The sequence below is a fragment of the Longitalea luteola genome, from assembly GCF_017356035.1.
GTDB classification, from domain to species: domain Bacteria; phylum Bacteroidota; class Bacteroidia; order Chitinophagales; family Chitinophagaceae; genus Niastella; species Niastella luteola.
Genome location: NZ_JAFIQX010000002.1, coordinates 128,658 through 144,867, shown reverse-complemented (window position 1 = coordinate 144,867; position 16,210 = coordinate 128,658). Strand labels below are relative to the sequence as shown.

General features: G+C 46.2%; 14 protein-coding genes. 9 read left to right on the top strand and 5 right to left on the bottom strand.

Features of this window, described 5'->3' with window-relative positions:
* Positions 1–13: 13 nt before the first annotated feature.
* On the top strand, positions 14–1,345 hold the full coding sequence (locus JUB15_RS04735; protein WP_207511183.1) for a Gfo/Idh/MocA family protein: 1,332 nt from the start codon (positions 14–16) through the stop codon (positions 1,343–1,345).
* Positions 1,346–1,395: 50 nt separating this feature from the next.
* Here the strand turns inward: JUB15_RS04735 and JUB15_RS04730 are convergent, their stop codons facing one another.
* From JUB15_RS04730 to JUB15_RS04710, 5 genes are all read right to left on the bottom strand, one after another.
* Entirely contained in the window at positions 1,396–2,196 is an 801-nt protein-coding gene (locus tag JUB15_RS04730) for a 3-keto-disaccharide hydrolase (RefSeq protein ID WP_207511182.1), read from the bottom strand.
* 25 nt (positions 2,197–2,221) lie between these two features.
* Positions 2,222–2,938 carry a 3-keto-disaccharide hydrolase gene (locus tag JUB15_RS04725; protein WP_207511181.1) on the bottom strand — a complete coding sequence of 239 codons (717 nt, stop codon included), beginning with the start codon at positions 2,936–2,938 and terminating at the stop codon, positions 2,222–2,224.
* A gap of 156 nt (positions 2,939–3,094) precedes the next feature.
* Positions 3,095–3,481 carry a c-type cytochrome gene (locus JUB15_RS04720; RefSeq protein ID WP_207511180.1) on the bottom strand — a complete coding sequence of 129 codons (387 nt, stop codon included), beginning with the start codon at positions 3,479–3,481 and terminating at the stop codon, positions 3,095–3,097.
* Between the two features lie 54 nt (positions 3,482–3,535).
* A complete protein-coding gene (locus tag JUB15_RS04715) occupies positions 3,536–4,591 on the bottom strand; it encodes a sugar phosphate isomerase/epimerase family protein (protein WP_207511179.1) in 1,056 nt (351 codons plus the stop codon).
* 334 nt (positions 4,592–4,925) lie between these two features.
* On the bottom strand, positions 4,926–6,092 hold the full coding sequence (locus JUB15_RS04710; protein WP_207511178.1) for a Gfo/Idh/MocA family protein: 1,167 nt from the start codon (positions 6,090–6,092) through the stop codon (positions 4,926–4,928).
* 176 nt (positions 6,093–6,268) lie between these two features.
* On the opposite strand from JUB15_RS04710, the gene JUB15_RS04705 reads away from it, so the two are divergent.
* From JUB15_RS04705 to JUB15_RS04670, 8 genes are all read left to right on the top strand, one after another.
* Positions 6,269–7,576 carry an MFS transporter gene (locus JUB15_RS04705; protein WP_207511177.1) on the top strand — a complete coding sequence of 436 codons (1,308 nt, stop codon included), beginning with the start codon at positions 6,269–6,271 and terminating at the stop codon, positions 7,574–7,576.
* Positions 7,577–7,678: 102 nt separating this feature from the next.
* Positions 7,679–8,569, top strand: a complete 891-nt coding sequence (locus JUB15_RS04700; RefSeq protein ID WP_207511176.1) for a hydroxypyruvate isomerase family protein — start codon at positions 7,679–7,681, stop codon at positions 8,567–8,569.
* Positions 8,570–8,622: 53 nt separating this feature from the next.
* Complete coding sequence (locus tag JUB15_RS04695) at positions 8,623–10,302, top strand: GMC oxidoreductase (protein WP_207511175.1); 1,680 nt, start codon at positions 8,623–8,625, stop codon at positions 10,300–10,302.
* A gap of 217 nt (positions 10,303–10,519) precedes the next feature.
* Positions 10,520–12,235 (top strand): GMC oxidoreductase, encoded by a 1,716-nt coding sequence (locus tag JUB15_RS04690; RefSeq protein WP_207511174.1) that lies wholly within the window; start codon positions 10,520–10,522, stop codon positions 12,233–12,235.
* A gap of 163 nt (positions 12,236–12,398) precedes the next feature.
* The gene (locus JUB15_RS04685; protein WP_207511173.1) at positions 12,399–12,974 is read left to right on the top strand and encodes a gluconate 2-dehydrogenase subunit 3 family protein; all 576 of its coding nucleotides are present in this window, start codon (positions 12,399–12,401) and stop codon (positions 12,972–12,974) included.
* 92 nt (positions 12,975–13,066) lie between these two features.
* Positions 13,067–13,939: a sugar phosphate isomerase/epimerase family protein gene (locus JUB15_RS04680; RefSeq protein WP_207511172.1), complete on the top strand. Its 873-nt coding sequence runs from the start codon at positions 13,067–13,069 to the stop codon at positions 13,937–13,939.
* A 173-nt stretch (positions 13,940–14,112) separates the two neighbouring features.
* A complete protein-coding gene (locus JUB15_RS04675; protein WP_207511171.1) occupies positions 14,113–14,538 on the top strand; it encodes a YybH family protein in 426 nt (141 codons plus the stop codon).
* A 281-nt stretch (positions 14,539–14,819) separates the two neighbouring features.
* A complete protein-coding gene (locus JUB15_RS04670) occupies positions 14,820–15,674 on the top strand; it encodes a DUF6089 family protein (protein ID WP_207511170.1) in 855 nt (284 codons plus the stop codon).
* The last annotated feature ends 536 nt before the right edge of the window (positions 15,675–16,210 follow it).

Below are 16,210 nucleotides of genomic sequence, written 5' to 3'. Positions count from 1 at the left end.
AATACCATTTACTATGATGCATCGCAGGCGTTTTTTACATCAGGCGGGCACTTTGCTTGCCGGCGGAACCATATTGTCAGCCCTCGATAATAAGACATTTGCCATTTTCAAGAACCGCATCGCTCCTTCCGATCAGTTACAGGTAGGCGCCATCGGCATCAATGGCATGGGATGGGCTAATGTAAATGCAGCATTGAAAGTGCCGGGGGTTAACCTGGTGGCTTTGTGCGATGTTGACAAAAATGTGCTGGACAAAAGAAAAGGCGAGCTCGGCAAATTGAACATCGACGCTGCAAAGGTGAAGACCTACACCGATTACCGCCAGTTGCTGGAACAGAAAGATATTGACATCGTAATTGTGGGCACACCCGATCACTGGCATGCCCTGCAAATGATCCATGCCTGCGAAGCGGGCAAAGATGTTTTTGTAGAAAAACCGGTGGGTAATTCCATTGTAGAATGCCGGGCCATGGTAGCTGCGCAGCAACGCTACAATAAAGTGGTTCAGGCGGGCCAGTGGCAACGCAGCCAGCAACACTTTAAAGATGCGGTTGAATACGTGCAAAGCGGAAAACTGGGCATGATAAGAACCGTAAAAGTATGGTGTTACCAGGGTTGGATGAAACCCGCGGCGGTTGTGCCCGATAGTAACCCGCCGGCCGGCGTGGATTATGCAGCATGGTTGGGACCTGCTCCCAAAAAACCTTTCAATGCCAGCCGTTTTCATTTCAATTTCCGGTGGTTCTGGGATTATGCAGGTGGTTTAATGACCGACTGGGGTGTGCACCTGCTCGATTATGCGCTGCTGGGTATGAATGCCGATGTGCCCAAATCAATTGCCGCACTCGGTGGAAAATTTGCTTACCCCGACCTGAGCCAGGAAACGCCAGACACATTAACCACCTTGTATGAATTTGATAAGTTCAACCTGGTTTGGGACTCTGCCATGGGCATCGACAACGGGTCATACGGCAAAAATCACGGTATTGCCTTTATTGGCAACAATGGCACACTCGTGTTGTACCGCGGCGGCTGGGAAGTGCTGGAAGAACCGCAAAGCACTAATAAAGCCAGCAAGTCATTTGTAAAACCTTCCGATAACGGACTGAATAATCACTGGGTGAATTTCATTGAGGTAGTGAAGTCGAGGAAGATGGAAGACCTGAATTGTTCCATACAGGCGGGCGCTCACGTAGCTACTGTTGCGCAAATGGGCAATATTTCATTCAGAAGCGGACAAAGACTGGTATGGGATAAAGTGAATGGAAAATTCACCGATGAAAAGATCAATAGTGAGTACCTGATGAAGGAGTACCATAACGGGTATAAACTTCCGAAGGTGTAAATATAACTGTGCCACACCTTGTAGGTGTGGCACAGTTATAAAAATACTTCTTATAATCGTTTGATCTTGATATTCCGGTACCAGACGGCGTTACCGTGGTCCTGTAAAGCGATCCTTCCTTTTTTATAGGTGCCGAAGCCTTTCCACTGTTTGAATTTGCTTGCGGCGATCATTTTCTTCCAGTTATCATCCCACATGGTTGTGCTCAGTACTTTGGTGCCGTTCAAATGAAATTCCAGGGCTCCCTTATTGGAGATCACTTCTACCTGGTTCCACTCACCAGCCGGTTTTACTGTTTCGGGTGAACTGGTGATAAGATCGTACAGATCGCCGGCGCGGTGTTTGATGATCTTTGCATCAGGATGAGCCGCATTATCCAGTACCTGCATCTCGGGGCCGGTATGATAGGTTTCGCCGAAAGAAGGTCCTTCCTGCACATAGAACATGATACCGCTGTTGCCACCCGGAGCGATCTTCCAATCCAGCTTCAGGTGAAAGCTTTCGTATTCATCATTGGTGAGCAGGTCGCCGCCACCGGTAATTTTGCCATCTTTCAGATTGGTCGTATCAAGGTGCAGCGTGCCATCCGTGACCTGCCAGGCGGAGCCATCGCTTCTCTTATTAAAAACATGGAAGTTGCCTTTCGAGGTGCCATCGAAGAGCAATTGCCAGCCGGCATTTTTTTCTTCATCGGTAAGGCGGTTGTTCATATCAGCGGGAGCAGCAGCCATGGTATCTGTTTTAGTTGTATCCGTACCGGGTTGTTCAGTACCGGTGTTTCCATCCTGGCAACCGGCCATCGTTCCTGCGATTGCACCGGCAAATAACAGGCAAGCAAAAGTTGTGCGCATAAATATGATTTTCGTGAAAAGAGAATTATAACCGTTTGATCTGGATATTTCTGAACGATACGCCATTGCCATGGTCCTGCAGGGCGATCCTGCCTTTCTGGAACATGCCGAAACCGGCCCAGTTCCTGAACTTGCTGCCGGCAATCAGTTGTTTCCAGTTATCATCCCATAAGGTAGTAGAAACCACTTTGGCGCCATTCTGAAACAGATCGAGTTTGCCTTTATTGATAACGATCTCTATTTCGTTCCACTGGCCCCAGGGACGCACGTTCTCGGGTGCACTGGCAATGAGATCATACAGGTCGCCGGCGCGATGTTTATTGATCTTTGCGTCGCGGTGACCATTGTTGTCAATGATCTGCATTTCAGGACCGGTCAAATAGGATTGGCCATATTTGGGATCTTCCTGGGTAAGAAAAATAATACCACTGTTACCAGCTGAATCGATCTTCCATTCCAGTTTCAGATGAAAGTTTTCATACTCTTCATTGGTAACCAGGTCGCCGCCACCTGCGCCGCTTTTTTTAGCAGCGGGATCAAGATATAAAATGCCGTTTTGCACTTTCCAGGCCGAGCCGTCTGTTTTGTTATTGTAGATATGCCAGTTGTCTTTTGAGCTGCCATCGAACAACACCTGCCAGCCATCTTTTTTTGTTGCCTTCTTTGAGCCATCGGTGGTTTTACTGGCGGTGTGGCAGGCCAGGGCCATAACCGGGAATAAGGCGATGATAAACTTTTTCATCTGAAATATATTGATTGTGTTTCAGCCAGAAACGGGCCGCGACAAAATTTGCCCGGGCGTTTCATGTTTGTATTCAGTATAAAAGGTAAACGTATTGGCAGCAATTCATCTAAAAAAGAGACCCCTGCTTTTGTAGAAGCAGGGGCTATAGAGATGTTATTGATTTTTTAAAGAGAGAATGTAGCGTACCATTTCCTTGGCGCTATCTGCACTCAGTGCAGGGTGTGGTGTCATGGGAACTGTACCCCAGGTACCTGAACCCCCTTTGATGATCTTATCAGCCAGCATGGTAATATTTTCCTCAGTTGCTTCATATTTTTTTGCTACCTCGGTATAAGCAGGACCGATATTTTTCTCGCTGATCTTGTGGCAGGTGGTGCAATCCAGGGCGCCTATCATTTCCAGGCCTTTTTCATGAGCGCCGGCTGCAGGTGCAGTACTGGCATTGTCGGCCGGTTTATCTTCCGTGCCCTTGTTGGTGTCGCCGGAACCGCAAGCCACCATAGCTGTACATAAAGCAGCAAAAACAACTAATTTCTTCATCGAAACAAAAGTTTAAGTTCAGAATTGTGCAAGTTATATATTTAGCAAATTACATTATTTTAATCCTAATACCGATCTGTTAAATTTTTCATCGCTGCCGGTACCGGCAAAATCATCAAAAGCTTTTTCGGTAACGCGTATAATATGGTCTTTAATGAATACAGCTCCCTCAGCGGCTCCGTCTTCCGGATGTTTGATGCAACATTCCCATTCCAGCACAGCCCAGCCTGCATAATCGTAGGCGGCCAGCTTACTGAAGATAGATTTAAAATCTACCTGGCCATCACCCAGTGAACGGAAACGGCCGGCCCGGTTGATCCAGTTCTGGTAACCGCCATACACGCCCTGTTTACCGGTAGGATTGAACTCGGCATCTTTTGCATGGAACATGCGGATGCGTTCATGGTAATTGTCGATGTATTCCAGGTAATCGAGACATTGCAATACCAAATGGGAAGGATCATACAGCAGACATGCGCGTGGATGATTGTTGGTGTGCTGCAGGAAGAGCTCGTAAGAGATCCCATCGTGCAGGTCTTCACCTGGGTGGATCTCATAACAAAGGTCAACACCGTTCTCATCAAATTCATTCAGGATGGGCAGCCAGCGACTGGCCAGCTCTTTGAATCCTGTTTCAACCAATCCGGCAGGGCGTTGTGGCCAGGGATATACTGTAGGCCATAACAGCGCGCCGCTAAAGGTAGCATGCGCATTCAGTCCCAGGTTCTGCGAAGCTTTGGCCGCATAACGTAACTGCTGAACAGCCCATTCTGTTCTGGCCTTTGGATCATTGCGGAACTTTTCAGGAGCAAAGCCATCGAACAGGGTATCGTATGCTGGGTGAACAGCTACCAGCTGTCCCTGCAAATGGGTCGACAGTTCAGTGATCTCGAGGCCGCATTCGTTAACGATGCCTTTTATTTCATCAGCATAGGTTTTGCTTTCAGCGGCTTTTTGCAGATCGATACAGCGGCTGTCCCAGGTAGGTATCTGAACACCGACAAATCCCAGGCTTTTTGCCCACTGGCATATTGATTTCAGTGAATTGAACGGAGGCTGATCGCCCATGAACTGGGCCAGAAATAATCCGGGTCCTTTTAACGTCTTCATTAAAGCGCTTTGAGGTGATTAAATAAATTTCAAAACACGATCTCTGATTTCTGATTTCGAGACCTGCCTGCCGGCAGGCAGGTTTTGAGATTTCGAGATTTGCTCAAATCCCAGTTTCCGCTATATCTCGAAATTGCCGAAATCCCAACACCGAAATTCCAAATCACAAATAACAAGAACCAAAAAAATCTCAAATCCCAAATCGCAAACTCCAAAGGGGAAGTCTAAAACTCAAACTTCAGGTTCCAAAAAAACTCAAATCAAAATGGTTCTGACATTTGGCGTTTGGTATTTATTTTTTGGTTCTTGGTTCCTCGTATATGGTGCTTTCCAATTACACTTCAAACAATGTCCATTTTTCTTTGCTGGCGCTGCTCTTAACTACGTTATCGATGAACGCCATACCACGAACGCCTTCGTCTACCCGCGGAAAGTCGAGCATTTCTTTGGTAGGTTGGTTGCCATCGATGTGCGCAGACAGCGTCAATGCGAAGTTGCGGTAGATATTACCAAAAGCTTCGAGGTAACCTTCCGGATGTCCACCCGGAGTGCGGCAGTTATGGGTGGCGAAAGAAGACAACACACCAGTGTAGTTGGCGCCGGCGCGCAGGATCTGTGTGGGCTGATCGAGCCATTTAATGATGAGCGTATTGGGTTCGTGCTGTGCCCATTCAAGGCCGCCACGTTCGCCGTATACCCGAATTTTCAAAGCATTTTCTTCACCAGCGGCTACCTGTGAGGCCATCAATACACCTGCAGCCCCGTTATCGAATTTCAACAGCACGTTACCATCATCATCGAGGTGACGGCCTTCTACCATTGTATTCAGATCAGCGCAGAGGTGAGTGATCTTTAAACCGGTGATGTATTCTGTGAGATGAGCTGCGTGCGTTCCTATATCACCCATGGCGCCACTTTTGCCCGATTTTTTCGGATCGGTTCTCCAGGCAGCCTGGGCATTGCCTTCGCGCTCCGACAAGCGGCTTAACCAGCCTTGCGGGTATTCTACATATACTTTTCTGATCTTGCCAAATTCACCGCCCTGTACCATAGCGCGGGCCTGCTTAACCATCGGGTAACCCGAATACGTATGTGTTAAGCACAATTGTAAACCGGTTTCTTCCACTTTTTTGCTTAACTGTTTAGCTTCATCGAGGGTGAAGGTCATTGGCTTTTCTATCACCACATGAAAGCCATGATCAAGCGCCATCATAGCCGGTGCAAAGTGAGCAAAGTTGGGCGTTACGATGGTTACAAAATCCATGCGTTTATCGGCCGGCAACTGGCTTTCTGCCTTGATCATATCTTCATATTTGGTATATATGCGGTCTTCGGGCAGAAATAACATTTTACCGGATTCGATAGCCGTTTCTGGATTAATGCTCAACGCCCCACAGCTGAGCTCTATAAGGCCATCCATATTAGCAGCAATGCGGTGAACAGCGCCGATAAAGGCATCTTTGCCTCCACCTACCATTCCCATTCTTAATTTTCTGTTCATGAAATTGAAATTAGAAAATGTGAAAAAGGATTTGTTTTAAAATAAAAAATTACATTTACATGCTTTTGTGAATCTAACGAATTTACAATTGCGTTCGATAAAGTTACGGTGGTTCGGTAAAAACTTTAAAAATTATCAATTACGAACCATATATTAAACCAAAAAGATTTCTTGCCATGCAACAGCCAACTATACATCGCGGCCAGCTTTTCTGGGCCAGTTGTTTAGCTCTTTTAGTTACCTCTTTATCATTCGGTATTCGCGCAGGTATTTTAAACCAGTTAGGAGAAGAATTTAATCTCAATGCCTCTCAATTAGGCACTATTGCAGCTACAGCATTCTGGGGTTTTCCCCTGGCCGTGATCATCGGCGGAATGGTCGTAGACATCATCGGCATGAAAAGGCTCCTGCTGCTCGCCTGCCTCTTCCATTTGTTAGGTATTATATTAACCGTATTTGCGAACGGTTACTGGACCTTATTTCTCTCTACATTATTAATAGGAATTGCTAACGGAACCGTTGAAGCGGCCTGCAATCCCCTGGTGGCAGCTATTTACCCGGATAATAAAACCACCAAGCTGAATCACTTTCACCTCTGGTTTCCCGGTGGTATTGTTATCGGAACGCTCATCGTATTCTTATATAATAAAGCCGGCATCGGACCAATTGCGGGTATGGAACCCTGGCAGATACAGGTGGCAGTCATGCTTATTCCAACATTAATTTATGGTTATATGGTAAGCCGGTTGAAATTCCCGGTTACCGAGCGGGTGGCTGCAGGAGTATCAACCGGTGAAATGTATAAATCTTTGTTGAACCCGCTGTTCATCTTCATGATCATCTGCATGTTCGGAACGGCGATCACTGAATTGTTCACCGGTCAGTGGATCGATGTGTTATTAAAGAATGTTACTGATAACGCTATTTTAATACTTACCCTGGAAACCGGTGTAATGGTCATTGGCCGTGGACTGGCCGAGCCGGTCGTGCATAAGCTGTCGCCGCAGGGTGTGCTGCTGATCTCCGCCATATTATCGGCTTGTGGAATTTACCTGCTTGGCCATACAACCGGGAATATGGTATTCGTAGGAGCGCTGATCTTCGGTATGGGCGTATGTTATTTCTGGCCCACGATGCTGGGATTTGTTTCTGAGAACCTTCCTAAAACAGGCGCCGTAGGATTGAATTTAATGGGCGGCGCCGGGATGTTTGCCGTTTCCATTTATATGATGTTCATGGGAAGTCATTATGATAAACTGCTGGCCGAGAAATTACCCGCCGGTTCCGACCTGAAAACCTATAACAGCGCACCGCCCGGGTCAGAAATGGCCAATACGCTGAACGAAGCCAAAAAACTGGCCGGTCCCGAGATACTGGACACCACTTTAATAATTCCGGTCGTATTGGTACTTGCATTTGCAGGATTGGTTTTTTACATGCGGGGCAGAAAGAAGGCAGATTTGTTAACGCCCGTTAGCGCATAATAATACTATCTTAACCTTTTGTAATATTTTAACGCTTGCGGTTTTACATTTAATCGTTTTTGCGGGAACAATTTGTAAATTTCAATTTTAACATAATACATCATGGCCAATCAATCGAGAAGAGTTGCCATTAAGAACCTGGTAGCTGGCACCGCAGCACTGGGTACGGCCAACATGCTTTCTTCTTTTACCGCTCCCGGAGAAACTAAATCAACTACTTTGAAAGGAAATATTAACCACTCCGTTTGTCGTTGGTGCTATGGGTCCATTCAACTGGAGGAATTTTGTATTGCCGTAAAAAAAATGGGCATCAAAGCCATCGACCTGGTTGGTCCTAAAGACTGGCCAACCTTACAAAAGCATGGCATCTTTTCTTCCATGTGTAATGGTGCTGAAATAAACCTCGTAGATGGCTGGAACGATAAAAAATTCCATGCACAGCTGATAAAGAACTACACCGAAATGATCCCGCTCGTAGCGAAAGCAGGTTACAAAAACCTTATCTGTTTTAGCGGCAACCGGCGTGGGATAGACGATGAAACGGGCTGGAACAATTGCGCTGAAGGGCTGAAGCAGATCATGAGCATTGCCGAAAAAAATAACGTGATCATAGTAATGGAGCTGCTCAACAGCAAAGTGAACCATAAAGATTACCAGTGCGACAAAACCGCCTGGGGCGTTGAACTGGCCAAACGCGTAGGCTCCGAAAATTTCAAATTGTTATACGATATCTATCACATGCAGATCGATGAAGGCGATGTAATAAGAACGCTTAAAGACAATCACCAGTATATTGCCCATTATCATACCGGCGGTGTTCCCGGAAGAAATGAGATTGATGAAACCCAGGAGCTTTATTACCCCGCCATTATGAAAGCCATTCTCGATACCGGTTTCAAAGGATATGTTGCGCAGGAATTCATTCCGGCCCGCAAAACCAATGAAGATAAACTGGCATCGCTCGAAAAAGCTATCAGGATCTGTGATGTTTAAAAACCAACTCAATTTTTAATACCTCTTTCCATTTAATAAAAAACGATTGAACCATGGCTGATAATGTATATGATGCTATTGTAGTGGGGTCTGGTATCAGTGGCGGCTGGGCTGCAAAGGAGTTAACCGAAAAAGGATTAAAAGTACTGTTACTCGAACGCGGCGAAAACATCGAGCACGTAAAAGGTTATACAAACGCCAACAAGGCCCCCTGGGAATTTCCCCATCGCGGTGGTAAGACCCAGGAAATGATCAAAGAATATCCCGTATTGAACCGGGATTATCCATTGAATGAAACGAACCTGAATTACTGGACCAACGAAAAGGATTGCCCGTATACGGAGACAAAACGGTTCGACTGGTTCCGGGGCTATCATGTGGGCGGCCGTTCGCTGATGTGGGGCCGTCAAAGCTATCGCTTCAGCGACCTCGATTTTGAAGCCAATGCCAAAGAAAAGATTGCCGTTGACTGGCCGATTCGCTATAAAGACATTGCGCCCTGGTACGATTATGTTGAAAAATTTGCCGGTATCAGCGGTACTAAAGAAGGCCTCGCTGTTTTACCCGACGGACAGTTTCAACCCGGCATGGAGTTGAACTGCGTTGAAAAAGATGTTGCTGCCCGTCTTAAACAGCACTATAAAGGCCAGCGTCACTTATTTATTGGCCGCGTAGCTAATATCACGCAGCCTTTACCCGGCAGAACGAATTGCCAGTACCGCAACAAATGCTGGCTGGGCTGTCCGTTCGGCGGTTATTTCAGCACCCAGTCTTCTACTTTGCCGGCCGCCATGGCAACCGGTAATTTAACCCTCCGTCCATTCTCCATTGTAACAAGAGTATTGTACGATAAAGACAAGAAAAGAGCTACCGGCGTTGAAGTAATGGATGCGCAGGAAAATAAAACCTACGAATTCAAATCAAAACTGGTATTCCTGTGCGCTTCCGCCTTCAACAGCACCTGGGTATTGTTCAACTCTGCCACCGATGTTTGGCCTGGCGGATTGGGCAGCAGCAGCGGAGAACTGGGCCATAATGTGATGGACCACCACTTCCGCGTAGGCGCTGAAGGTATTGCCGAAGGATATGAGGACAAATACTATTTCGGCCGCCGGCCAACCGGATTTTATATTCCCCGCTTTAGAAATGTGGGCAGTGATAAAAGGGATTATACCCGTGGATTTGGCTACCAGGGTGGCGCCAGCCGCCAGGGTTGGAACCGCCAGATCGCAGAATTAAGCATAGGGGCAGAACTCAAGAACGCCCTGAGTGAACCCGGTCCCTGGACGCTGGGCATGACCGCTTTCGGCGAAATTCTGCCTTACCACGAGAACAGGATCTCCCTCGACAAATCGAAAAAAGACAAATGGGGCCTGCCGGTACTGGCCATCGATTGCGAACTGAAGGAAAACGAAAAGAAAATGCGGGTGGATATGAAGAACGACGCCGTGGAAATGCTTACCGCTGCCGGTTTAAAAGAAGTTAAACCTACTGAAAGTGAGTATTTCATGGGTATGGGTATTCATGAAATGGGTACCGCCCGCATGGGCAGAGACCCCAAAACCTCGGTGCTGAATGCGCATAACCAGGTTTGGGACGCCCCCAACGTATATGTAACAGACGGCGCCTGTATGACATCGGCAGCCTGCGTTAACCCCTCGCTTACCTATATGGCATTAACGGCCCGCGCCGCAGACCATGCGGTAAGTGAATTGAAAAAACAAAACCTGTAAACCAATGTGATAATTCGATAACCTGCCTGCCGGCAGGCAGGTTAGCTAACTTGATAATGCTTTTGTCCGGGCAGCATACTTAATGGCAGTCTCCCGTGTCTTAAATACAATTAAAAATATTTAAATTACACGCTGCCTTATTACCATTGAAATCGTCTTTTATTCTTGTATTTCAATTATCACATTATCGAATTATCACATTATCAAATTAGTGAAGATGCCAGGAGACTCTTTAAACGTACACCTGAACACGAAAGCAACCGCACAAAATACCTATGACGCCATTGTGATCGGATCGGGAATAAGTGGTGGCTGGGCCGCAAAGGAATTATGCGAAAAAGGTTTGAAAACATTGGTGCTGGAACGGGGTAGAAATGTTGAACACATTAAAGACTACGCCGGAACAGAGAAAAATATCTGGGAATTGCCCCACCATTTGAAACAGTCAGAAGAAGACAGGAAGAACAGCCCTATCCAAAGCAAATGTTATGCTTTTGATGAAGTTTCAAAGAAGTTCTTTGTCAACGACCTGGAAAATCCATACAACCAGGTCAAGAAGTTCTACTGGATCCGCGGATACCATGTAGGTGGCCGTTCGCTGATGTGGGGTCGTCAATCATACCGCTGGAGTGACCTCGATTTTGAAGCTAATGCCAAGGACGGTTATGGTGTTGACTGGCCCATTCGGTATAAAGACCTGGCACCCTGGTACAGTTATGTAGAGAAATTCGCCGGTATCAATGGCAATAAAGATGGTTTACCGCAGTTGCCCGACGGTGAGTTTCTGCCTGCCATGGAAATGAATTGCCTCGAGAAACATGTAGCTGCCAGCATAAAGCAAAATTTTGCCGACCGCGTAATGATCATGGGCCGCTCTGCAAACCATACCAAACAGGTAGGTGACCGCGGGCCCTGTCAGTACCGCAACAGATGCCACCAGGGTTGTCCGTTCGGCGGTTATTTCAGCAGTAACTCGGCTACTTTGCCGGCAGCCCGTGCTACCGGTAATATGACCCTGCGGCCGAATTCCATTGTGCTGGAAGTGCTGTATGATAAAGATAAAAAACGTGCTACCGGTGTTCGCATCCTCGATGCCGAGACCATGAAAACAGAAGAGTATTATGCACGCATCATCTTCCTGAATGCATCTACGCTGGGCACTGCACAAATATTATTACAGTCTGTTTCGGATGCGTTTCCAAATGGATTGGGTAACAGCAGCCAGCAGGTAGGGCATAATTTGATGGATCACCACTATGGCGTAGGCGCCCGGGGCGAATTTGAAGGTTTTACCGATCAATACTATTATGGCAGAAGGCCAAATGGAATTTATATCCCCCGCTTCAGGAACATCAATGAGAGAACAAAACGCAGCGACTATGTGCGCGGTTTTGGTTACCAGGGCGGCGCCCAGCGCGGCCGCGTTGATCATGCAGATGGCATTGGTGTTGAACTGAAAGAAAAGCTTACCGAGCCCGGTAACTGGACGATGCAGATCGCTGCCTGGGGTGAACATTTACCTTACTATGAGAACAAGGTAACGTTAAACAAAGACAAGAAAGATAAATACGGACTGCCTACACTCGACATCGACTGTGAGTTTAAGGAAAACGAGAAGATCATGCGCAAAGACATGATGGAGAGCGCTAAGGAAATGCTCGAGAAAGCCGGACTCAAAAATGTAAAGACATTCGATAATAATCCCCCGCCCGGATTCTGTATCCATGAAATGGGTACTGCCCGCATGGGGAGAGATCCTAAAACGTCAGTGCTGAACGGACATAACCAGATGCATGAAGTAAAGAATGTGTTCAATACCGATGGCGCCTGTATGGCATCATCAGCCTGCCAGAACCCGTCGTTAACGTATATGGCGCTTACGGCCCGGGCTGCTGATTTTGCGGTAAGTGAATTAAAGAAAGGAAACCTGTAACGCTAATGTGATAATTTGCTAATTTGATAATCCCGCAAAGCGGGACAAGTTGTGATAATGGTTCTATGTGGGAAGCCCGACTATTATCAGGCAGGTTAACTGATCGAAAGACTTTAAATTAATTTCAATTTCTCAAATAGATTCATACTTCAAATTAATAATTATGAACAGAAGAGACGCTTTATCCCGTGTTGCTTTGTTGTTGGGGGGAACGGTAATAGGGGCTGAATTCTTTCTGAGCGGTTGCACCAGCACTGATAAAAAAATTGGCCAGTCCGTTGACTTTACAGCCGATGATATTGCTTACCTCGATGAAGTGGCAGAAACCATCATTCCTGCTACGGATACTCCCGGCGCCAAAGAAGCCAAGGTAGGTACATTCATGACCGTTATGGTTAAGGATTGCTACAAAGAAGAAGATCAGAAGGTGTTCCTGGAAGGAATGAACAAGCTGAATGAAGAAGCGAAGAAGAAATACAGCGGCAACGGGTTTATGAAAATAACGCCTGAACAACGTAAAGAGCTGCTGACTGCCATCGACAAAGAGCAAAAGGAATATGCCAAGAAGAAAGAAAAAGATGCTGCAGCGCATTATTTCACCATGATGAAACAGCTGACCCTGTTAGGATACTTTACATCGGAACCCGGCGCTACCAAGGCTTTGCGTTATGTGCCAGTTCCGGGCCGTTTTGAAGCCTGTATTCCTTACAAAAAAGGCGACAAAGCCTGGGCTTTATAATATCGTTCGTTTTTAAATAAAGAATACTGAATGTTGAGGCGATCATCGCTTCGATATTCAGTATTTGATTTTAATCACCCACAACCAATTTCATGTACAACAGAAGAAGTTTTCTCAAAGCAACCGGAACATTGGCTTCTGGATTACTCGTTTCAAGGTCCGTTTTTTCCATGGAGGATGCTGAAGCCAGGGCGTCTATTAAAAAGTTCGGATTGCAGTTATATTCCCTGCGCAGCGACCTGCCCAAAGATCCAAAGGGTGTTTTGAAACAGGTAGCTGGCTTCGGATATAAGCAAATTGAAAGTTATGAAGGCAAAGACGGTATGTTCTGGGGAATGACCAATAAGGAATTCAAAAAATATATGGATGAGCTGGGCATGACCATCGTTTCGAGCCATTGTAATATCAATAAAGATTTTGAAACCAAGGCTGCACAGGCCGGTGAAATAGGAATGAAATATTTGATCTGTCCAAGCCTGGGCGGGGCCAACAAATCAATTGATGATTTTAAAAAGGCTGCTGAGAAATTCAATGCCTGCGGCGAGATCTGTAAAAAGAACGGATTGCGTTTTGCCTATCACAACCACGGCTACAGCTTTACGGAAATGGAAGGCCAGCTGCCGCATGAAGTTCTGATGCAAAATACCAATGCCGACCTGGTTGATTTTGAAATGGATATTTACTGGGTGGTTACCGCCGGCGCCGATCCTATAGCCTGGTTTAATAAATACCCCGGCCGTTGGAAGCTGTGCCACGTGAAAGACCGCAAAAAGGGCGCAGATGCCAAAGAGCACGATGCCTCTGTAGACCTGGGTACCGGGAGCATTGATTTTAAAAAGATCCTGAAAGCCGGTTCAGCCAAAGGATTGGAATATTATATCGTAGAACAGGAGCGTTACGATAACAGCACCCCGCTGAAAAGCGTGGAAGTGGATGCTAAGTATATGAAGAAATTTAAAATGTAATTTTTATACTGGTAATAGATCAGAAAGCCTGAAAGAGTTGCGATTCTTTCGGGCTTTTGTTTTGTCACCGGTTACCGGTTACCAGATGCCAGGCGCACTGCGTTCATCCTTATGAATTGTCAAGCCCGTCAACTTGTCGACTTTGCTTTATCTTTAGAAAAACAACTACATTTATGAGAAGCTTACCGTTATTCATTCTTGCCTTCTTCCTGATCCAACAGACAAGGGCCCAGGACAATGATGAACAGGCGATCCGGAAGATCTTAGGCGATCAAACCACGGCCTGGAACAGTGGTAACCTTGAAGCATTCATGAAAGGATACTGGAACAGCGACTCCCTCATGTTCATTGGAAAAAGCGGGGTGACCTATGGTTATCAGAACACCCTGACGAATTATAAAAAGAATTACAGCAGTGCCGACGCCATGGGCAAGCTGACATTTGACCTGATAAAAGTACAGCGCCTGTCGCCGGAGTTTTATTTTGTCGTGGGCAAATGGAATTTACAGCGAAAGATCGGCGATGTGGGCGGCCATTATAACCTTCTCTTCAGAAAGATCAACGGAACCTGGGTGATCGTGGCAGATCATAGCAGTTAACGCCAAACGCCATACGCAGAACGCCAAACGCAAAACGCAAAACGCGGAACGCAAAACGCCACACGCCACACGCAAAGCGGCACACAAAACGCAGCTCGAAAAACATAAAAGGGTTGCTGAAGCGCATTCCCTATGCGCATTTTCCGGTCAATTTATGCGATCATTAACCCCCTTCAGGGGGCCAGGGACTGTGTAATAAATTCATGCTCATACCGTTTAAAGTAGTCGACCAGATCGTAGATTTGTGGCCGTTGAACGTATATTATCCTAATTGAATATTAATGAGAAAGATTATCACGCTGTTATGTTGTATGCCCCTGGCAGCCGTTGCACAGAATTTTCACTTTGCAGCCCGGTTGGGAATTGCCAATTACCAGGGAGATCTGCAGGAGAAGAATATAACCTTTAAACAGGCCCGGTTCTTGGGGTCATTCGGCGCTCAGTATGATCTGTCGGAACATTTTACCGCCCGCACTTACTTTACGCTCACTTCCCTGCAGGCTGACGATAAAAAAGGCAGCCCGGGCATGCAAAGACGTAACCTGAATTTTGCTACCAAAGTATTTGAATGGGAGCTTGGCGCGCAATACAATATATTAAGTTTGAACAATTCCTGGATCACCCCATATGTATTTGCCGGGGTGGGATTGTATAATTTCAAACCCTATACCCATACGGAAGATGGCACTAAAACTTACCTGAAACCATTAAGCACCGAGGGACAGGGAATTATACCGGGTAAAAAAGACTATAAACTCACGCAGTTCAATATACCGCTCGGCATTGGCGCTACCTATGTTATTACGGAGGATATCAGGGTTGGACTGGAACTCGGCTACCGCAAGTTGTTTACTGATTACCTGGATGATGTAAGTTCAGAATATGCAGACCAGGGCGTTTTATTTGCTGCAAAGGGGCAAACGGCTGTTGATCTGGCATATCGCGGTGATGAGGTTGGGCAGGGCGCTTATCCTGCTGCTAAAACGCCCCGTGGTAATGCGAATGTAAAAGACGGCTTTTATTATATGGCCCTCACTGTTACAGTACGTTCATTTATTGATCAGTATAAACGTATTGCCGGTTTGCCAAGCTATCACAAAGACAAAAAAGTGGGTTGTCCGGCTACAAGGTTTTAATACCCCCTAACCCCTAATCAAAACGGCAATAAGCAATAGACAATAGGCCACAAAATACAGACCTAAAGAATTGAAGGCTTCTTAATGGAGCCTTTTTTGTTGCTGTTATACCTGCCAAAAGATTAAGTGATTTACGCTTAAACAGCGGGCCAAAAAATTGGGTATGAATTGCCAATTGCGTATCGCCTATTCAAACTGTCGCTGGTAATCATCAGGCAGAAGTAAGGGTTAAAATTGCCAATTGCGTATTGACCATTGCCCATTGGCCTGCGCGCAGGGGTGTATTTCATCAGCACATCAGCACATTAGCAGATCAGCACATTGAATTCGCGCTGCAGTGGATTTCATTAGCATATTGGCACATCAGCAAATTAGCACATTGAATTCGCGCAGGGGTGTATTTCATCAGCACATCCACATTAGCAGATTAGCACATTGAATTCGCGCTGCAGTGGATTTCATTAGCATATTGGTACATCAGCAAATTAGCACATTGAATTCGCGCAGGGTGTATTTCATCAGCACATCAGCACATT